The 20,246-nt window shown below is 59.3% G+C and carries 17 protein-coding genes and 2 pseudogenes; 10 read left to right on the forward strand and 9 right to left on the reverse strand.

The annotated features are described in order from the left end of the window. From M3I54_RS39355 to M3I54_RS39365, 3 genes are all read right to left on the reverse strand, one after another. On the reverse strand, positions 1-960 hold a 960-nt coding region (locus M3I54_RS39355; protein WP_254345467.1), incomplete at its 3' end, for a hypothetical protein. 48 nt (positions 961-1,008) lie between these two features. Further along, on the reverse strand, positions 1,009-1,317 hold the full coding sequence (locus M3I54_RS39360; RefSeq protein ID WP_254345468.1) for a hypothetical protein: 309 nt from the start codon (positions 1,315-1,317) through the stop codon (positions 1,009-1,011). Beyond that, complete coding sequence (locus M3I54_RS39365) at positions 1,289-1,579, reverse strand: hypothetical protein (protein WP_254345471.1); 291 nt, start codon at positions 1,577-1,579, stop codon at positions 1,289-1,291. Before M3I54_RS39365 ends, M3I54_RS39360 begins: the two co-directional genes overlap by 29 nt. Before the next feature lie 247 nt (positions 1,580-1,826). Between M3I54_RS39365 and M3I54_RS39370 the strand changes: the two genes are divergently transcribed. After that, the gene (locus M3I54_RS39370) at positions 1,827-2,414 is read left to right on the forward strand and encodes a hypothetical protein (RefSeq protein WP_254345473.1); all 588 of its coding nucleotides are present in this window, start codon (positions 1,827-1,829) and stop codon (positions 2,412-2,414) included. Positions 2,415-2,516: 102 nt separating this feature from the next. On the opposite strand, the gene M3I54_RS39375 is transcribed toward M3I54_RS39370, so the two are convergent. Further along, positions 2,517-4,523, reverse strand: a complete 2,007-nt coding sequence (locus tag M3I54_RS39375) for a ParB/RepB/Spo0J family partition protein (RefSeq protein ID WP_254345498.1) — start codon at positions 4,521-4,523, stop codon at positions 2,517-2,519. A gap of 252 nt (positions 4,524-4,775) precedes the next feature. Between M3I54_RS39375 and M3I54_RS39380 the strand changes: the two genes are divergently transcribed. The 5 genes from M3I54_RS39380 to M3I54_RS39405 all read left to right on the forward strand — a co-directional run bounded on the left by M3I54_RS39380 (position 4,776) and on the right by M3I54_RS39405 (position 7,801). Continuing rightward, positions 4,776-5,192, forward strand: a complete 417-nt coding sequence (locus M3I54_RS39380) for an antirestriction protein (protein ID WP_254345476.1) — start codon at positions 4,776-4,778, stop codon at positions 5,190-5,192. A gap of 50 nt (positions 5,193-5,242) precedes the next feature. Beyond that, positions 5,243-6,070 (forward strand): DUF932 domain-containing protein, encoded by an 828-nt coding sequence (locus M3I54_RS39385; RefSeq protein WP_254345478.1) that lies wholly within the window; start codon positions 5,243-5,245, stop codon positions 6,068-6,070. Positions 6,071-6,120: 50 nt separating this feature from the next. Further along, positions 6,121-6,429 (forward strand): hypothetical protein, encoded by a 309-nt coding sequence (locus M3I54_RS39390; RefSeq protein WP_254345480.1) that lies wholly within the window; start codon positions 6,121-6,123, stop codon positions 6,427-6,429. 63 nt (positions 6,430-6,492) lie between these two features. Next, positions 6,493-6,747, forward strand: a complete 255-nt coding sequence (locus tag M3I54_RS39395; protein WP_254345482.1) for a DUF3717 domain-containing protein — start codon at positions 6,493-6,495, stop codon at positions 6,745-6,747. 865 nt (positions 6,748-7,612) lie between these two features. After that, positions 7,613-7,801, forward strand: coding sequence for a hypothetical protein (locus tag M3I54_RS39405; RefSeq protein WP_254345486.1), 189 nt, complete (start codon positions 7,613-7,615; stop codon positions 7,799-7,801). A gap of 273 nt (positions 7,802-8,074) precedes the next feature. On the opposite strand, the gene M3I54_RS39410 is transcribed toward M3I54_RS39405, so the two are convergent. Further along, positions 8,075-9,469, reverse strand: coding sequence for a replication initiation protein (locus M3I54_RS39410; RefSeq protein WP_254345488.1), 1,395 nt, complete (start codon positions 9,467-9,469; stop codon positions 8,075-8,077). Positions 9,470-10,577: 1,108 nt separating this feature from the next. Here M3I54_RS39410 and M3I54_RS39415 point away from each other — a divergent pair. From M3I54_RS39415 to M3I54_RS39430, 4 genes are all read left to right on the forward strand, one after another. After that, on the forward strand, positions 10,578-11,783 hold the full coding sequence (locus M3I54_RS39415) for a ParA family protein (RefSeq protein ID WP_213309323.1): 1,206 nt from the start codon (positions 10,578-10,580) through the stop codon (positions 11,781-11,783). Continuing rightward, a complete protein-coding gene (locus M3I54_RS39420; RefSeq protein ID WP_254345490.1) occupies positions 11,780-12,769 on the forward strand; it encodes a ParB/RepB/Spo0J family partition protein in 990 nt (329 codons plus the stop codon). Before M3I54_RS39415 ends, M3I54_RS39420 begins: the two co-directional genes overlap by 4 nt. A 2,272-nt stretch (positions 12,770-15,041) precedes the next feature. Continuing rightward, positions 15,042-17,357 (forward strand): EAL domain-containing protein, encoded by a 2,316-nt coding sequence (locus M3I54_RS39425; RefSeq protein ID WP_254345492.1) that lies wholly within the window; start codon positions 15,042-15,044, stop codon positions 17,355-17,357. Continuing rightward, the gene (locus tag M3I54_RS39430) at positions 17,312-18,163 is read left to right on the forward strand and encodes a hypothetical protein (protein ID WP_254345494.1); all 852 of its coding nucleotides are present in this window, start codon (positions 17,312-17,314) and stop codon (positions 18,161-18,163) included. The genes M3I54_RS39425 and M3I54_RS39430 overlap by 46 nt, the downstream gene beginning before the upstream one ends. A 70-nt stretch (positions 18,164-18,233) precedes the next feature. Here M3I54_RS39430 and M3I54_RS39435 read toward each other — a convergent pair whose 3' ends face one another. From M3I54_RS39435 to M3I54_RS39450, 4 genes and pseudogenes are all read right to left on the reverse strand, one after another. Next, positions 18,234-18,485, reverse strand: coding sequence for a hypothetical protein (locus M3I54_RS39435; RefSeq protein ID WP_254345496.1), 252 nt, complete (start codon positions 18,483-18,485; stop codon positions 18,234-18,236). 44 nt (positions 18,486-18,529) lie between these two features. Next, positions 18,530-19,177 carry an SOS response-associated peptidase gene (locus M3I54_RS39440; protein WP_254345497.1) on the reverse strand — a complete coding sequence of 216 codons (648 nt, stop codon included), beginning with the start codon at positions 19,175-19,177 and terminating at the stop codon, positions 18,530-18,532. A gap of 105 nt (positions 19,178-19,282) precedes the next feature. Continuing rightward, positions 19,283-19,993: pseudogene (locus M3I54_RS39445) on the reverse strand (error-prone DNA polymerase); the annotation flags it as partial. A gap of 47 nt (positions 19,994-20,040) precedes the next feature. Then, positions 20,041-20,246: pseudogene (locus tag M3I54_RS39450) on the reverse strand (IS3 family transposase); the annotation flags it as partial.

Raw genomic sequence — 20,246 nt, forward strand, 5'->3', positions numbered from 1 at the left:
AGGTACAGGACGCGCGAACGAATACGCGTGCTGCGCGAACGCTTCCCGAACGCGCGGGTTGCCGTCGCGATCGCGGTCGACCACGCTGAGCACCCAGTAAGGGGGCTGCGTCAGTCGCTGATCGCGGCCTCCGGCGCGGATACCCTTTTCAGGGCACACCACACACTCGCCCATGCTTGTTTTCTTTATTGCAACGCCTGCACGAATCTCGTCGGCGACGAACAGCAGGAGCGCGCTGCGTGCCTTCCTTTCCGGCCATACCAGAGCGTCGATCTCCGTCATCTTCTTGTTGAGAGGAGTCCATGGCTTGAAATAGAGCATCTGCGCGAGTGATAGGAGCGGGCTCAGCGCCTGCTCTGCTGCATATGCCTCGAGCCGCTCCCACGATCTGGACTTGTCATTTAACGCGTCGACGTGCAATCGTGCGAAGTCGGCGTCCTCAAGAAGCGTGTGCAGGATGCGTCCGAGCCGCGGCAGGCGACGTCCCCTTTCGCCAACGCCGCCCCCTGATCCCGTCGAGCCGCCCGGTCGCGCCGCGCCGTCATGCACATCGTCCAAATAGTCAAGTGCGTCGGCCACCGGTCTAAGCGGTTTGTGCTGACCTGGCCGCGCGCAATCATCGTCCGGCCCAACGTTTTCCGGATCCGGCGTCTGCCGGAACGACGCCAGCGCGCAGTGGTGCTCCCCGTACTGATGCATGCGCACGAAATGACGCGGGCCGTCGTCACGCACCCGGGCTGTCAAACGCGGCCGGCCACTGTCTGCGCTGACGCAGTCGCACTCGAGCCACAAACGCACATGTCGTCCATCGTGCATCTCTTCAAGCACGGCTTCCACGAGTCCGACGTCCTCAGGCCGCACTTGCTGTCCGTCGCCGCAGAACCGCCGCACAGCTGCAGCTTCTTCAGCACTCAGATGTCGCCTCACCGTCCCGGGGTGATCCCGCTCGACAAGTTCCATGTTGCGCTCAGTGTGAAGGTCGGACGAGCATCGCGAGGCTGTGCACGCTCAGGAGCGACGGCTCGTAGTTCCGCAACCAGCCATGCATCTGGCGGGCGAACGGTGGGGTGGATACAGCTGCGCATGTAGCATGTCTGATACAAGCGGTTTCGGTGGCTGGGGCACGAACGACAGCCGTTGAAGGCGGACGATGCGTGATGAATGACTGCTCATGTGCACAAGACCTTCTTCGGCAAGTGGGCAAAGCATGTCGTGGATCTGCGCCATCGACGTATCGAATCGCCTGGCCAGCTCGCCCGCCAGGTACTCGCGGCTCGACTCCATGATCTCAAGCATTTTTGCAGATGTGAGTTTCATCGGATCCCTCAGGAACAATGCTGAGAATGTACTGCCATCGCCAGGGTCCCGTCGCCGCCTGCGCATGAAAAACCCCGAAGTGCACAGCTGCGAGCACGCCAACTTCGCGCTCACGGTCATCGCGCACGCCGACGCCTTTGCGGAGATGCGCATGCAACTCCTTCGGTGCAAAACTGCTGGTGCGCCCAGACTCACGTGCCACCGGTCTGTCTGCAAAGCGGCGCCGAGCACGCTCGTTGGCGGCGGCTGCCGGGTTCTCCAAGGGGTATCCCCTTGGAGCACGGTATATGTAGACGGAAATGCGTCAGCATTTCCGTCTACATATACGTCGTGCCTCGACCTGCAGCCCACCACCGGTTGATAGATCACCCATGGGTCATGATGAATCGACTCTCAATAATCGCTGTATAGCCTGCGGATCATGAAAGATCGCATACCTAACAGATAGGATGCACCTTTCGATCATTCGCGGCATACTGTGCCCGTTCCCCCTGACGTGAGCGCTCAAAATGGACGCCCTGATTGCCGTACAACGCGCGCAACGCCTCGACGCCCTCGCGGCTTCGTCCGATGGCCGGTCCAAGACCGCCCAGCTTCGCGACGTGTTCGAGAGCGTCGAACGTGCCATTCACTCGGGCGTCCGGTACGCCGCGATCATCCAGGAACTCGCCGCAACCGGACTCGTCTTCACCTATCAGACCTTCGCTCTGACACTCAAAAGAATCCGGCGCGAACGGGGCATCGTGTCCCGCCTCGCGCGCGCGTCACAGGCGGAAACTGGCCCGGCAGTCAGCCGTGCTCCCGCAGATGTGCCAGGGCAGGCGGCCAACCCGGTAGCAGCCGAACGCGGTGTGCCCGACAGTGAAACTGGCGCGGCCCTGGCTGTGGCGGCCGCGCGCCCCGCCGTGCGTGAGCGGCGCCCGATTGCGCCTGTCGGTGAAAGGTTGCCCGACGACTGGCTCACCGCAGAACTGACGCGCGAACAAAAACGCCTGTTGACGCACGAACAGCGCATAGCGCGCGCAGAGGCCACCGTTAAAAGCCTGTGGCCCAACCCGTTCGACCCGGTGCCCCCCGAAAAAGACAAACCGGCATGAGCGCCGGTAACTTGGCCCTGCAATCGCGCGTGCAATGAAAAGCCGCCCGGACATGCATCCGGACGGCCTCGTATGGACTACTCGAATACGCGCGACGCGCGCTCAGTACGGCTCGCCTGCCTCCTCGCCAGGCGAGGCCTGCGCTTCGGACACTCCGTCCGCTTCGGCGGCGGCGTCGCCGTTTTCGTCATCTTCCCCCTCGTCGTCCTCGTGGTAGCCGTACGTGACGCACTCCGGAACCTCCCGGTTACGCAGCACTTCCGGCAGCCAGCCCGAGTCCGTCATGCGAAGTTCCGCCGTCGTCGCTGCGGCGTCCTTCTTCATGCCGCGCACTTCGCTTGCCGCCTGGGGCGATACGCTTTCGCCCACAACGGCAGCAATCCGGTCTTTCGCCACGTGTTCGAAATACCCGGAGCGCGTCGGCTTCCAGTAGCGCGAAAGATCCACCGCAAGCGTGTTCGAGATCTCGTTCACCGCGTGCGGGCGGTCTGCGCTGCTGATCCCGTCCACCGTCGCCGCCACGCAGAACGCGAAGAGATTCGACAGCACGTCCTCGCCCTGTTCCAGCAGCCATGGCAGCAGGTCTGCCGCGCGCCTGGGCAGCATGCGTGACCACTTCTCGCGTTCGCCTTCCAGTGCCTTCCAGGCCACGCTCTCGCCCATGTCGTCGGCATTCGATACCAGCGCCTCGCGCGTCGTGTGCACGTCGATCCTGACCGCGTAGTCCAAATACGCGCGCCCGTACACGTCATCGAAAACGACCGGAATCATGCGCTGCATCAGCACAGCAAGGGCTACGGTCGGTTGCTGCGCAAGCTCGATCTGGACGGCCGCGGTACGGTGCGCGGTCAATCGTTTGCACAGCTTCTCTCCGTGCAACGGGCGCTCCTTCGGTGCGCTCGCCGCACGTGCGCTCACGGCGTGCGTTGCGCCTGCCTGCGCAGTCGCTGCCGCCTCGCGTCGCACCAGCCCGCGCTCAATGCAGACCCGCCCATCGTCATCGAGATAGACATACGCGCCTGCCTGTTTCATCTCTTCCGGGTCGAACGCCTCGAAGCGCTCCGCGTACTGGTCCACCGCAAACGTCGCCGCCGTGGCCTGAGCCTCCAGACGCTCGCCCCGTTCCTCGTCCGGCTCGCCGTCCTCGTCGTAGTACGCATTGAGCGCGGCCTGGGCGGCGTCGTTCGTTGCGGTGAGCGCGGCCAGTTCGGCTTTCTCGGCCTTCGTGGGCTTGCGCGTGGTCGAGCCAATGCGGCCACAACGCAGGATTTCCATTGGCGGATATTGCGTCCTGGTCTCGATCCATTGCCAGCCTTCGTTTCCGACCGCCTGTGTAAGCTCGATCAGCCGTTCCGTTGCGAGCCGGTGCAACAGTTCGGCATCTTCGAGGTATCCGGCGTTCGCGTCGTCGCTGAACAGGTCGCGCCTCACGCGTCCGCCTGCCGCCTCATAGGCGTCCAGGCCAACAAACCGCGCCAGGGCGCTTTCGCGTGCATCGATTTCCGCGAGCGTGATGGCCTTACGCAACTCGTCCGGTCGACGCTGCCAGTTATTGACGGCTTCGCCCCATACGCGCTCCTGCGTCGCGTGGTCATCAGCCAGGGCCAGCACCTTCGCCTGTTCGTAGTCGAGCCTGTCATCACGCAGCAGGTCGAGCAGTGACGGCGAAAGGTTGGCGATTTTCAGCGCGCGGCGTACCGCAACATCCGGCACCGCGAACAGGGCCGCGATATGCGCCACGCTCCTGCCTTCCTCCGTCAGCAGCCGGAACGCCACGCACTCATCCGCCAGACTCATCGCCTCGCGTTCGCGGTTTTCGATCAGCGACGCGGCCACCGCCTCGCCTTCGCTGACTATCAACACCGGCACCTGGTAGTCCTTGGTAATTCGTCCCTGCTCAACCAGCAGGTCAAGTGCTGCCAGGCGGCGCTGGCCAGCACAGACGCCAAGCTTCGGCGGCTTCGCGCTGCCCTTCATTTCATGTACCACCAGGTTCTGGATCAAGCCCTTTTCGGCGATGGTGGCGGCCATGGCGTCGATGCCGGTCGGCGCTTTCTTGCGAACGTTCAGGGATGACAGGCAAAGGCGGTTGTATGGAACGTACTCAATTCCACCGGCTGCTTTCGAGGTGGGTTAGGTCATCAGATTTCTCCGGTTCGGCCATCGCTTCACTGCGAGGCACAAGTAAATTATATAGGGCTTTTAGCCCCTATATAGGTGATTTAAAAATCCGATCGATTATATATTTCAGTATACAAATACAATTGAACAGAACTTAGTCATTAATTGAAATTGAGGTCTTTTAGTCCTAAAATTATTATGTGCCTCGCAATGAAGCGATGGCCGAACCGGGGAAATCCGATGACCACTGAAGTTCAAAACCGCATTACTTCTTCTGTCGTTCCCGACGAGCTGCGCCTGAACGTGCTACCGCGCTACCTCGGTCGTCACTACCTCACCGGAGAATCAATGGTGAATGACTGGGCCGCGCGTCTGTGCAGCAGATATGAGGGAGGTTTCTGGCACTTCTTTTCCCTCTCCAATGACGGCTTTTACATGGCTCCGGCCAATATGGGCCGCGTGCATGTGCGCTGGCATATGAACGGCTACAGCGACATGATGGGCGCGGATGCCTTCGGCATTACCGTCACCCTCTTCGCCCTCTGTCACCTCGCGGAAAAGACCCTTGATGACACGATCATCGAGCGTTACCACCAGTTGCGTGAGTTCGCCACGCAGCACGTGGAAGCGGCCAACATCCTGCGCGCCATCGACTAACTGACCGGCCCCGGCCCCGGGCCGGGTTAGCTCCTTCATTGGGGAATCAAATGAACAAGCTTGCAACCCGTTTTAGCGGGAATGCCATCGCGCTGCGTTCGCAGCATCCTTTGACAAATGACCAGATTGCAGAAGTCGCACCTTCCATTCTTGCCCACACCGCGCACGAAAGCCGCTCGGCGCGCTACAGCTACATTCCGACAGTCGATGTACTCGACGCCCTGCGCAAGGAAGGGTTTCAGCCTTTCATGGTCTGCCAGACCCGTGTGCGCAATGAGGACATGCGCGATTTCACCAAGCACATGATCCGCCTGAGGCATGCCGACCAGATCGGCGGTCGCGAAGCCAACGAGGTTATCCTGGTCAACTCGCACAATGGCGCATCGAGCTACCAGATGATCGCCGGAATGATTCGCTGGGCCTGCCAGAACGGCATCGTATGCGGCAACGTGACGAACGATATCCGCATCCCGCACAAGGGTGATGTGATTGGCGAGGTCATCGAAGGCGCATTCAAGGTGGTGAAAAGCTTTGATGAGACGGCAGAGCAACGCGAAGGGATGGCGGCAACGGTGCTCGATGAGGGCGAACAGGTCGCCTTCGCCCGCGCAGCGCTCGCGTTGCGCTACGACGAGGTCGCGCCTGTGCCAGTGACGGAACGGCAGATTCTCGCGCCGCGTCGCGTCGAGGATCAGGGCTCCGATATCTGGACCACCTTCAACCGTGTGCAGGAAAACATGATTCGCGGTGGGCTGCACGGTCGGAACGCGAAGGGCAAGGCGACCACGACCCGAGCCGTCGCGGGCATCGATCAAAACATCCGTCTGAATCGTGCCTTGTGGGTGCTGGCTGACGAATTGCGCCGCCTGCGCGGCTAACCGGACCGCCCCGGCCTCCCAGTCGGGGCGCACCCATAAGGGGAATTCACATGGATCCGCTCAATACCCGTCCTACGTGGCTGTCCGCCCTGCTGCCGCTCCTGGCTGTCTGGCAGTACGGAGACCGTGGCATCGTTCGCGGCGAACTGTACCGCATGGCCCTGTCTGCTGACGCGGCGGCACAATCCGCCGATGCGCTCCGGCGCATTGCCAGCATGCTCGATCACAACGGCAATCCGGTAGAGATGCGTCGCGAAGAGTTGCGCGCCATCGCCCGCGTCGCCCTGGCTGGTTTCGAGCGAGTGCCGCCCTGCGCACCTGTTGCCATGCTCATGGAGCACGACGGGAATCTGCATTAAGATTTGGCATCCTTAATAATATTCAACGCCCGCGTTGAAATCGCGCGGACCCGTGAGGCAACCATGACTGCCGTCTTAACCATTGCTGAAATCGAACAGGCAATCAACTACTGGTGCGCACAGGAATCGCGTGGCCAGGGCGGGGCGCTGTGTGCGAAAGCGCGCCCCCTGGCTGACGTGTACGGCCTTATGATCTATGAGCGCGCCACGTCTGTAGCGGTTTCGCGGCTCACGCCCGAACAGGTCGACGCCGTCCGCACGGCGCTTGGAAACCAGCAACCGCCACCGCGTCAGCCTCGCGATCTGTCGCGACGCTAACCGGACTGCCGCGCGCTGGCCCCTCCCCCTTGCATGCCAGGAGGTTGGATAAACACGGGAGTGTCGCGCGCGCCGCGCGCCCGGATCGAGGCGCTCTCCCCATGTCCGCATCGTCGGACATGGGGAGAGCGCCGGCGCGCCGCGTCAGCGGCGGGACGATCCGGTTTAGCCCAGGCCGACCACAGCGGGGTCGTCAAGCGCCCACAGGGCGCGTGTATCCCCCGCGGCGTAAGCCGTGGGGGCTGGATAATCACGGGAGCATCGCGCGCGCCGCGCGCCCGGATCGAGGCACACGGGGTCCCCCATGTCCGCATCGTCGGATATGGGGAGAGCGCCGGCGCCGCGTCAGCGGCAGCACGATCCGGTATAGCCCAGGCAGACCACCAGCCGGGGTCGTCAAGCGCCCACAGGGCGCGTGTATCCCCCGCGGCGAAAGCCGTGGGGGCTGGCTCGTCACGAAGTACATGGAAGAAAAAACGGTTCGAGGTAAGGATGAGCTATCAAATTGAAATCCGGGCCGCCTGCCTGCGATCGGCGGAGGACGGCTGGGAACAGCCGAGCGGAGCCGAGATTCAGGAGGTTATCCGTCGCACCGGCTTGCCGGGACGCGCCGTTGCGCGTTATCTCGGAATGTCCGAATACGGCGGTCGGCAGGTGCGCCGCTGGATCAGCGAAGACGCTGCAATCCCATACTCGGCTTGGGCCTTGTTATGCGACCGCGCCGGGCTCGGGTGTATCTGGCGCCCACCAGCAGACCGAGCCGGGCAGGATCCACTCCCATAACCGTGCACCTTTCGCAAGCACCGACTCGAGGGGATACTTTAGAAATGCAGTTGGCAATCTGGAACCGGAAAACGGGCAGCTGATGCTCGAGCTCGTCAACACCCGCAGCGCGTCGGCGGATTGCGAGGCTGAAATCACTCACCTACGGGCGACGATCCACAAGATTGATGCGGCATTTCGCTTGCACGCGCTGCGAAATTTCAGCCAGGCAAAATCACCATTCTATTTTTCAATGCCATTCAATCAGGTCTCTGAGGCACCCGACCTATAACTCGGCAATACGGACGAATTGTTGTGCAATGTGAATGCCGATCATTAAGCGACATCAAGTGGCAGATTGATATGCTCGCTACCCATCAACCGGTCGGTCTCCAAATCAATAGGCAAAGCGCGGAGGTGCATCGGCGACGCGGCCACCGTCAGCAGCCGCATGAGAAGCACGGTGGTGACGCGGTCATGGCATAACGCAACGACCATGAATGCCAGCTAGAGGGAAGATGCTTGAGCAAGTCTACAAGGTGTGAAGCCGAGAGCTCGCGTACCGTTACGCCTTGGAGGCGGCCTTCGCTTTGGTGCGCAGAAACACGAACGAGTAGAGCGCAAAGGATAGATCCTTATGCGCCAGCACTTCCGACTCGTGAATCGTCGCCGGGTTGAGCTTCACCCGCTTGATGGCCAGTTTACCGGCCGCGGAGGCGATAAAGGCGCGCATGAAGTCCTTTTGGGCCTTACCGTCTGCCTTGTGATACGCCTCACGACCGAGGTCAGCATTCTCGACGGTCTGTGTTTTGCTGCGTTCCTCTGCCGCCTCGGTACTTGCGGCGACGGCCGCAGTCGCCAGTTGCTTCGCGCTGGACTCCGCCCTCTCCTGCTCCTGCTGCTGTTGCTGTACCGTTAGCATTTTGCGGTCAGCGTCCGATAGCTTGTAGCCATCAGTGATAGCTTTTAGCAGGTATGCGCCCGGACTCTTCTTGACTTGGCCGGAGTCGACCTTGGCGCGGGTGTATTCGATTGCCTGGAGAATACGCTCATCCGACCACACGGCGCGGTTTTGCGAGATGGTGTTGAACTGCTTTTCTGTGAAGCCGAATTCGTTCTTCAGCGTCGTGTATATCTCTTGCGCGCCAAGCAGGCTCGCTCGAATGGCTCCAGCGGTTTCCTTTCGCGTCAGCCTGAAACGAATCCGGTCAATCTTTTTCGACTTCGGGCTCACGGTGCGAGTCTCGTAGCTCAGGTCGATGTCGGAGACTGCGTTTATCTGCTTAACCGCCTTGTCGAGGTTGTCGCGTTTGAAATACTTGAATTCGGTTGCAGTCGATGCAGCCTTCCCAGGCCAACCACGTACGACATCGACTTCGATCCACTCGGTTATGCCTTCTGCCACGTAACCGATGACGTGGTCGTAAATGGCTCGAGCATAGGTAAGCGTGAAGGCAGAGGTGATTCTCAGGCTCAACCAGTGCGACTTCACCGGGTCCTTGATGTGCGGAATGAGCGGCTCAGGAACCGCAAACGTGATGCGCCCTTTGTCGATACCGACGATACCGATGAGCTGTACGGACACCCACTTCTCGTCCTCCGCGGACGTGCTGCCAGGGGGCGAGGTCGAAACCTGAATCAAGGCTTTTTGAGCCTCGGACACCACTGTTCGCAGGTGCTTGTAGTTGTAGCTGTCATAACGCATGAGCCATCGGAAATAGCTCAGCTCGACGTCATAGACCTTCGGGGTGGTCGGCTCCTGCGCCACGATGAAGTGCGCTGCATCCAGGAGTCGCCTGGCTGTAATGCCAACATCGGTAATGTCGATAAAAACGTTATTGCGCTGATAGCCAATCTCCTTCGTTGATTCATTGATTGGCGTATCGGTGGCGAGCATCTCCTCGAACAGCTCAAACGACAGCTGGCGCGAGGTTGCGCGCGTCATGATGTTGTTTGCCATCGAGGTCCCTGTCCCTAGTTGCCGGTCGCGCAGACTGTAGCACGCGTAGGTGAGATGTCAAAACAAAAAGACTCACCATGACGGGGATCGTTTCAACAATTCTGATCACCTTCCTCTAGGCAGATGTCCGTTCAACAAATCTGCTCACCTTCCTGCTTTCGGGAGGCGGACGGTCCGGGGAGACGGTTGTATGTTTTTCAAAATCTTTTAAACAGCAAAAACCAACGGACTAACAACAGGGAAAAACAAAGACTCGTAAATACAATGGGTTATTCCCATATAGGTGAGCAATTTTGTGCTTGAGGTGAGGACTTTTGTGGGCCGAAAGTGAGGAGAAATCCATTGCGAGCGTGAGAAGTTTACCAGCGCCAGGTGAGAGATTCTGTGGCCGCGGATTGACGGTGAGCATTTTTGTTGGATATTGCGCCCGATTGCGGAAAGCCTTACCTGGCGGGTTCCTGCGCCGGAAATCGCTCGAAATGGGTGAGTCGTTTTGTTGAAGCATGGTGAGTATTTTTGTGGCGCGGCGCAGCTGGGCTGCTCGGTTTACCGGCATGAACAGCAGCAAGGCTCGCCGCACGGCAGGTTGCGGTCAGGGCATCTGTGGATAAGTCGATAGCCGGTTGATGATGGTGAGCATTTTTGTAGGCAAGTTGCAGTCGTCCCCGCGGTCAAAGCCGGTGCAACGCTTACGTTATGGGCTGCCGGGAGACTTGCGACCAGGCTGCGCAGGAACTCTCCGGGGCAAAGGTGCCTCGCGTTGTGCGCCAAGGCGATGTGCCTGCAATTGGATGGTGAGAGAAATTGTTGAAAGTACGAGGCAGGGCACATCAATTGGCAGATTTCAACAATTCTTCTCACCCACCTTCACCGCCTCTTCCAACGCCTCCTTCAGCGCATTTCAACAATTTCTCTCACCATGAAATTTCGAAATGCTTTCGGACGAGCCGCCAATTCTGGCCCTTTCGTTGTGTCGTTCGATCCTTTTGTGTTGTTTTCCAAGGGGTTAGGTGGAAAATTTAAGAAACTCGCTTATCTGAGAGCGATTTTTTTAAAGTTTTCGAGTATTCTACGCTTCGTCCCGATTTCCGGTGAAAGTGTAAAAACCATGTCTAAAGCCGAATTTCCCGCTATCACACGCAAGGTTCCCCTCGCGAAGATCGCCAAATTTGCGAAAAAACTGGACGGGCTGACGGCTGAGCTGCGAGAGCAGATTCTCACGCCGAGGCCGCGAAAGGCGCCGCCAAATTTTACGACTGCCGAAGTGGCAGACCTGTGCGGCCTGGACCGAACCAAGCTTCACTACCAAGCGACGCGGGAAGGAAGCGCGCTGCCGCCGGGCGTTGCGCACGGCACGGGCCGTAGCCGCCTGTTCACCTTGGCCGAGGCGCGTACCTACGTACAACAGTTGTCGGAAATCTATCAGTCGCCGCTCGTGACTGGTCGTGATGCCGACGGCAAGATTCTTCTGGTTGCCAACTTCAAGGGTGGGTCGACGAAGACCACGACGACGATGTGCATCTCGCAAGGGTTGTCGTTGCGCGGACGGAAAGTGCTCGTGGTTGACTTGGACCCGCAGGCCTCCCTTTCCGAACTCTGTGGACTCTATGCCGAGAACGAGGTCGACGAAGATTCGACCGTTCTGCCTTTTATCTATAACGAGGAGATGGAAGGCGGACTGGAATCTGCCATCAAGGAAACTTATTGGGATGGCTTGGATGTAATTCCCGCGCATCCATCGCTGTTCAGTGCTGAGTTCTTCATCCCCTCGATGCTTAAGACTCGCCCGAGCTATCAGTTTTGGGCAATCCTGCGGAAAGGCCTGGAGCCTCTGCGGAAGAAGTACGACTACATCATTCTGGACACAGCTCCCTCCCTCTCCTACCTCACATTGAACGCGTTGATGGCGGCTGATTCGATGGTGATGCCTTTGGTGCCGGAGAGCCTAGACTTCATCAGCTCGGTATCGTTCTGGGGGCTGTTTTCAGATATTGCCGCGAACTTCATGGAGAAGGAGTCAGACAAGGTCTACGATTTCATCTCCGTCATTTTGTCGAAGGTCGATACAAGCCCGACGTCGTCAGCACCCATCGTTCGCTCGTGGACGCAACGCGCCTACGAAGACTGGCTGACCACGACCGAGATTCCGGCGAGTTCGGTGATGAGCAACGGCGCGCTTGCGCTCTCGACGGTGTTTGACCTCAGCAAATCCGACGGGGTCTCAAAGACGGTGCAGCGTGTGCGCCAACCGCTGGTCGAATACTGCAGGTGGATTGACAACATGTACGTCGACGAATGGAGTCTCGCGCAATGAGCAGTATTCGTGACCGTATGGCTCTACAAACCGCCAACCTCCGGAAGACGTCCTCAATCTCTGATGATGAGATGGACGCGACTAAGCCCGTGGTTGAGAAGCCGAAGACAGGGCCTGGGATGGCAGGGGCCTTGGCAGCCGCACAACTCAAAATTCAAGAGTTGGAAGCGAGTGGTGGCCAGGCAACGATTCCCGTTGCGGAGGTTGTGCCTAATCCATGGCAACCGCGGCGGATTTTTGTCGAGGCCGAGCTTTCGGATCTTGCCGAGTCTATTCGCGAAAAGGGGTTGGTTCAGCCGGTGGCGGTGCGGCGCGTTGATTCCGGCTACCAGCTGGTTGCTGGCGAGCGGCGATTGCGTGCGCACAAGATGTTGGGAATGGAGCAAATCAAGGCCGTCATAGTCGAGTGCTCCGATGAGGACATGGTTGTTCTTGCGTTGGTAGAGAACATCGGGCGGTCCAACCTAGCGGACTATGAAATTGCGACTTCGCTGCGTCGTGCGGAAGCAGAGTTTCCGAATCGAAAGCGGCTCGCTGAGTCCCTCGGTATGTCTCGCACGGGACTGTATCAATTTTTGGCGTTCGATAAGCTGCCTGATTTCATTAAGGAGCAATTGGACTTGCAGCCCGCGCTGCTTGGGTGCAATGCTGCAGAAGAAATTGTGTCTGCTATCAAAAAGCATGGCGCTGCGGGTCTGGCTGCGGCAAAGGACTTATGGTCGGACGTTGTCAAAGGAGAAATTCTCCAGGGACGATATGCTGCCGCGATCGTTGCGCAGGCCACCCGTCAGGGTTCGAGAGCGGCGGCCCGTGAGCGGAGCATCGCGAAGTTCTTTTCGGGCAAGGAACAGGCCGGTAGCATTACGAAGGACGTGAACTCGTTCACCGTCAAAATCAAGACCGGGTCACTTAGCGAGGCTCAAGAGACTCGAATCCGGCAACTCATCAGCGAGCTGTACAGAGAAGAACCGAGCGCGCAGCAATAATCGAAATTACCGGAGAGAAGCCCGCAACTTTGCGGGTTTTGATGAGATGGTCAGCCCGATCCCCACGCAGCGGACTACGCTGGTGGGGATTGTGCTTTTGGGAGACCATCATGGACGCTGACCTCCAGATAGCGCCACGGCTCGGGCGGCGTCGTGTTGTGTCAGTAGTACCGACACTTCGGTCCTTCGTTGCGGCCTGACCCGCGTTACACGTTGTGCCTCGAAGGGACAGCGAGGCGTCAGTACTACTGACACGCCGAACCCTGATATCGGCGGCCCGGCCTATGTTCCCAAGAGTGTCAGTAGTACCGACACTTTGGCGACCTGTGATTACGGCGCCTGCAGGTTAGGTGTTGCCTGAATGAGAACAGGCTGAAACGAGGCCTGACTGTCTGGGAGACATTCCGTCGAATGGACCATGTGACGGAAGAACCCGCCAAGCAACTCGAACGCCAGTATCCATGGCCTCCAGTAATCTCGTCATCCTAACTTGAGGTCGGTCGCTAGGCGCGCCAGGGGCCCGCCTGCCTAGTACATCGCCGTCCGCCAAACGCCAATACAAAGCGCCGCCCCCTCGCCGGCACTGTGCCCGCGACGCCATGCGGGCCCGTGGAGCGTCTGGCTTGGCGTATCAGAGACCCGCCGGTTCAGCGCGCCGGCAACTTTGCATGATGTCGTTGAAACTGACCGGAGAAGGAGGTGCCGGCATCTACCGTGAGCCGTGCGTGGCGATCTACAGTCGTTAGCTGCCTGTTTTCCGGGGGGACGGTTGCGTGCTGCCAGCGGTCCGGACGGCCGAGATGCCGCGGTACTGTCTTGCCCCCGGCGTGCGGGTGCGGATGCGAATCGTGGTGCCGGCCCGGAAGTGATCGTTTGGCGTGAGGCAGGACACGTTTTTTATCAAGCCTCCGCGCCAAGCATCAACTAGTGACTTCGAGGTGGCGCACCGTCCGGCACCGCATCGACCACCAGCCGGCGGGCGAAGGTGGACAAGGCACCCTCATGCAGGCGCGCGAGCGCGAGCAGGTACGTGTCGGTCACCTGGTCGGTCGCGAGGATGCGGCTCGCGCCGACGTGCTTCCCGATCGAGCAGGCTCAGGTCGTCACACCAAAAGATGTGGCTAGGATTTGCGCGCAGGTTTCCGACGAGTGGCGCGACCGCGGCCGGCGTCTCCATTGTGTTTCGGGTAGCGCGATGATGCGCACCACGCCGTTTTCGGTCAACGGACAGGTTGCCCAAGCCGCGTGGCCGACCCGACCGAACCATTCGTGTGCAGCCTCGTGCTGTACGTGACCGGCGTCGAGCAGCGTAATCAGTACGGTGATTGTCAAGCAGATACGCCATCAGGGTGCCTCGTCGCGCATCTGGTTGACGAGTTCGGGCGTGACGGTACCGGCGGTGTGAGCGTTTGGTAATACCGGCAGGCCCGTTGCGCGTGGTGGTTGCGACTGAGGGGCGCTGCAGCGCCGTGCGGGCGAACTGCAAGATGACGCGGCCGATCGGCGCGCGCGCGGGCGAGGGCGAGCACGTCGTCATCTATGTCGAGGGTGGTTCGCATAGAGGGGCCTCCGTAGATACCCGGTTGTTTCACACCCCTCAGGATCGTCCTGTTTGCATCGAACATTATGCAGGACTCCTTCCGACTTGGGCGTTCAACCGTAATCCGCGATGAGCCACAAGAAACTGGTTGTTGAACTCCGCTCTAGGTGGCACTTTGCGACACCCGATTGCGATGAGGGTCTAAGAACACTAGGGAACCTTCAGGCCCAACCTGTCGTCCCCGTGAAACATTCCAGGGAGCATGCCGTGTCGGCGAAAATCGTTGTCTGGCAAGGCTTGCACGGCGGTACCCGCGGAATGTTTCACGAAAAAAGGGTGCCGGCGTGTGGCCCGATCGCCATTTCGCCCCCTGACCAATGAGCGACAGTGCTTTTGTCCCCATTCGCCCGTACGCTGTAGCAAAAAGAACGTAATCTGTAGCATTCTCGCGCGCCGAAGTGTGTGCATGATCGCTGGCTACCGGTCTGCGGAAAGTGCCGACGGGACTGGCGAACTTGCCGCGGCCATCACATGACCCACTTCGGCAGAGGAACATTGGCCGGCGCGCGCCGTCTTCAACGGTACCAGCCGCCGCCTTTTCGGCGGAGTGGAAGACCGCGGGAGCACTTGATATCCATTTCAGATAATGAGAAACAGTTTGTAACCGTTCCACGATTTGAACAGGTTCTTCCTCAGACTATTCGTGTCGTTGAAGTCTTGGGGGAACCAGCGATGGCCCTGTCGAAATCGCAGAGAGCTGCCTTGGCTCCCGGTCGTCTGGCCGAAGTATTGAGCGCCTACGCGGACCGCACTTTCACGTTCCCGCTTGTCGCGCTGGTGTTAATTGCGACGATCTGGGCAGTTACGGTTCAACGTATTCACGACGAAGGTGAGCAGGCCCGTACTGCCGCGGTCGTCACGAGTTCACAGCTGGCCAGCGCCTTCGCGGCGCACATCGCAAAAACTGTTCACGACGCCGATGTAGTCGTGCAGTGGGTCAAGTATGAGTACGAGCGCTCGCCGGCGACATTTTCGCTCTCCGACTACAAGCAGCGAGGGCTTGTCTCGGCCGATACGGCGTTACAGGTAACGATTGTCGACACGGCCGGACAGGTTGTGCAAACAACGACGCCGGACGCGCGCGCCGTGAACCTATCAGATCGGCTGCACTTCCGGGTTCATGAGAAAGGGAACATTGGGCTCTATATCAGCCAGCCAGTGCTCGGACGCGTTTCGTCACACTGGACCCTTCAGTTCACCCGCCGACTCAATCATCTTGACGGTTCATTCGCAGGGGTGGTCGTTGTCTCAGAAGATCCTAATTTTCTGACTGACGGGTTCTACAACCTCGATGGCCTTGGGCTCCACGGGATGCTGGCTGTGCTGTCCGACAACGGCTATTTGCTATCCCGACTGGCGGGTGGGGAGCCCGCGTCGCCCAATGGGCCACCCGCCTCGGCCTATTCGGCAATGACCGGAGCGAAGGGAAAGAACGTGAAGGATCCCGTGGATGGCGTTCAGCGAGTAGTTTCATATCGCCATCTGTCCGCGTATCCCGTCTCCGTAGTCGCGGGCGTTTCGGCCGAAGACGCACTGACTCCGTATCGCCGAGCCAAGGTGCTCTACTGTGCGATCGCCTCCTTTTTGAGCCTGTCGCTTTTGGCTGCTGCTGCTTGGCAGGTGGTAGTGACCCGTCGATTTCGGAAACTGGCCGAGACGGATTCACTAACTGGGCTGCCGAATCGGCACCTCATGCTGCAAACGGCGCGCCGATGGATGCGCAATGAAGAACCAGGCATGGTAGGGCTCATCTACGTCGACCTGGATAACTTCAAGGCCATCAACGATACGTTGGGACATAAGGTCGGGGACGACCTGTTGCGTAACGTTGCCTTTCGTCTTCAAGAGTGTGCGGCTTCGGAAGACTTGCTGGCGCGGATAGGTGGCGACGAGTTCGCGTACGTCTTGCGAGGCGAGCACGCACTCGCGCACGCCGAACGGATAGCTGTCGATATCATTCAGGCGTTCAAACGTGTATTCGTCATGCGTGGGCGCGACTACACCGTCAACGTCGGCATCGGTATCGCCTTGCATAGCGATCCGGATGACAGCGAGTTTGGACTACTGTCGAAAGCAGACCTGGCGATGTATGCGGCCAAAGAACGTGGTCGCCAGGGCGGGGAAAGCCGGTTTCATATCTATACCCGTGACCTTTCTGATCGCGCGCTGTCGCTGATCGAGCGACAGCAGGCGTTGCAATACGCAATCATCAATTGTGAATTTTTTGTGCTCTATCAACCGATCGTTAGCGTCGAAGGTACGCTACGCGGCGTCGAGGCGCTTGTCCGATGGAGGCATCCGCAGAAGGGCGTATTGAAGCCTGACCAGTTCATCCCGCTCGCGGAGTCCTCCAGTCTGATAGTGCAGCTTGGTGAATACGTCTTACGGCAGGCGTGCCGCGAGTTCCAGGCCTGGCAGGAAGCGAGTGACAACAGGCTCTTTCTGTCAGTCAATGTGTCGCCAGTGCAACTCGCCAGGGGAGGGTTGGCGCACACCATCAAGGAATGCCTTAACGAAAATCTGATGGATCCCGATCTACTGCAGCTCGAGATAACCGAAACGGCGGTGCTTTCTGGAAGCCGCGAACTGCGATCACGGCTTCAGGATATTCGCCGACTGGGCGTGAAAGTTGTGCTGGATGATTTTGGCACCGGTCAATCATCGCTTTCGCATTTGACCTCGCAAACTGTCGACGGTATCAAGGTCGACCGGCAATTCACCGAGGCAGCGCCGGGTCAGAAGATGGCCGCAGCCCTGGTTGAAAATCTTGTTCGGCTTGCACGGGACGTCGGGCTATCACTGGTGGTTGAAGGTGTCGAGACCCTGGAGCAGGCGGCATGGTTATCGCGCTTCAAGGACGTGTCACTTCAAGGATACTTTTGTGGTCGTCCGGCACACCAGTTGGTAGTCCCCCAAATCAGAAGCTATGGAGGTAACAAAAAATGCCGTCATACGACAAAAAACGTTTTTCTGACTCCGACGGGATAGCCAGTTTCGCGAACTTAAGCGCCGGCTTCGTGACCGGCGTCCCCCAGTTCATCACTGGTCGTAGCGTGTGCGACAAGATATGCAGTTTTTTTGCGACCTTGCGTCAGGACCTCTATGTGAAGCAAATTCAGGATCCAAGACTCATCCTCCCCGGCGACGGCAAGCCGAAGGATCAGTGGGACCTGCCCGTGACGCACAAGATGCAGAGGTTTTTGATTGATGCCGGTGGCGTGTCAGCTTTCAGGAACACGACCGAGACGGTGTTGACGACACAGGCGCTCGCCGAATTCAGCACGGACTTCGTGAAGCAGATCTTCAACGTAGCAATCGTGCCTGCAAACGTCCTCCCGTCGGTCATGAAGTTCATCCAGGATGTTGGCACCAACTTGCGCACCAGTTGGGACAACCGGGCGCGCTCGTTCACGATAACGCTATTGGGCCATTGTCATGAAGCCGTCCCTATTGATCACTCCGGGAAGACGCTGGCCTACATTCCTATGGTGAAGTATTTCCACATCAACGTGAACGCCACACAAGCGGCGCTTACGACACCTTACAGTAAGGGCGAAAAGATCACCTTCGACTTCACGTTCCTGAACTACGTGACCGCGCTGAAAGCCACGATTCTCGATGAGCATTCTCGTGACTACAAGAACTTCATAGACTTCATTGACAAGGCTCAGGGCATCAACTATCGCGACGCCGACAATTCACTTGAGCAAATCCTAGACAACACGGTCTCGAGCCGGAACGAGTTAAACGGACTCGGAATCTCGGCTTCGGAGTATCCGAAAGTGCGCCCCTAGGTAGCGTCGGGAGTAGACGTGGCTCCACGTTCACAGGCCCACGTGGGCCGCGATCTGCTCGAGCATCCGTTCAGGACGCGTTGATTTCTCGATTGGTGGTGGTCAGGTGGCCACGGCCGATAGTTGTTGTCAATCCACTCTTTGGCCCACGTGATGGCGCGATTGTAGACTGGTCTCGATAGACGAAGTTGCCTAGGTCATGAAACACAAAACGCTCGTCACCGCGCGACACAACAACGCCTGTTACGAAAAGCCGTTGCTTGGCGAGGACGGTCGGCGATGCTTCGATCGTCCATCCTTCATACTCAGCAAAGCGCTTCATGACAATCTCCAGCTTCCGCACTCTGGCAGTCTAGGTGATTCAGGTTATGTCGGAGCGGCCGTCTTTGCTTTCCGCGGCGGAGCTGGATATTCAACTGCTTGCGTCCCGTCGGCCGGATAGAGATTCAGACAGGACCGGGCCTCGTCCATCGACCGACTTCCGAGCCAGCCTTCATAGTCGGACGGCCGCACAATCACAACGGAGCGTTTCTCATCTCCCGGTTTGTGAAATCGCTTCATCAACGGATGGTCTTGGGCATTCACGGTGAGCATGGTGAATGAGAGCGCCCTGCCATCCGGCTCGTTCCACTCGCGCCACAGGCCCGGTGTGTCACCGGCCAACCCGATCTTCCAGCGCACTGCCTTCCCGCTCTCGTAGTTCGGTTCGTAGAAGGCGTCGCATGGGATCAAGGCGAGCTGCTGTTTCTTCCACGCTCCGCTAAAGCTGCGCTTTTCGCCCACCGTCTCCGCGCGGGCGTTCATTGTGTCGAACACCTTGACCCCGTCAGGTATGTGTCGCCTCGGAACGATGCCGAACGTTGCGAGGTCTGCGCGGTCGCTGCCCTCGACGCGCCGGATGATCGGCGCGGCATAGTCCTTATATACTTCGTCGCGCCACGGGCTGTCCGGCGCCTCAACCCCGAAATGCTTGAAGAGTTGATCGCGGCGCGCGGCCGCGTAATTTGTGCACATCGGCCACTCCGTACCCTTGCTCATCTTAGCCGACGCTACCTCGCGCGGCATCCAGTTCCATGATACTGCGCGATGCCAACATGGATGTTCATCGAGCGTTCTCCGCTAGCAGAAGTCACGACTCACGGTTGGAAGCTCGCCAAGCAAAGCGGTAACGTCAACGAGCCGGTTTGCAACGAGATGCCGCACCTCCCCCTCGCGCAGCCACACACCGTAGACCGCTAGCAACGACGAGCCGAGCGCCTCGCGGCGGAACTTCTCCAGCACGGACTGCCAGACGATGATGTTCACGCTGCCGGCCTCGTCTTCCAGCGTCATGAACATTACGCCTTTCGCCGTGCCTGGGCGCTGCCGCACGGTGACGATGCCGCATGCGCGCGCCAGCTGTCCATTGCGATAGCGCATGAGCACATCGGAAGGCACGAGCCGCATCTTCGCGAGGCGGGGGCGGAGGAGGGCGAGTGGATGACGGCCGAGCGTGAGACCCGTCGAACGGTAGTCGCTCACGATCTGCTGACCTTCGGTCATAGGAGCGAGCTCAGGCGTCGCGTCGTCGTCGGTGGCGCCGCGCAACAGGTCGCGATCGGGGACTGCGGCAACGGCCTGCCAGAGCGCTGCGCGCCGCTCTCCCGCGAGAGAGAGCAGGGCGTTCGCGGCGGCGAGCACCTCGAGGTCGCGTCGATCAAGTTGCGCGCGGCGTGCGAGATCGGAGACGTCGCGGAATGGCCGGACCGCACGAGCCATCTCAATGCGCGCTGCCGCTTCCGCTTTCATGCCACGAACAAGCGACATGCCAAGCCGTAACGGATCGCGCGTCGTGGGACTGAACCGCCCCGGGTTTCCCGGAGGCTGTTTTGCTTGAGTCACGCCGCGATGGCGGACCCAGCGAGTTTTGAATAATAAGCGGCTTCTGCCTCGGCAGGTGGAATGTTGCCGATGGGGCCGAATAGTCGACGATTGTTGAACCAGTCAACCCATTCGAGCGTCGCCATTTCAACGGCCTGCGGATTGCGCCACGGTCCGAGGCGATGGATCACCTCTGCCTTGTACAAGCCGTTGATCGTTTCAG

It is taken from the genome of Paraburkholderia sp. CNPSo 3274, from assembly GCF_024206475.1.
GTDB lineage: Bacteria > Pseudomonadota > Gammaproteobacteria > Burkholderiales > Burkholderiaceae > Paraburkholderia.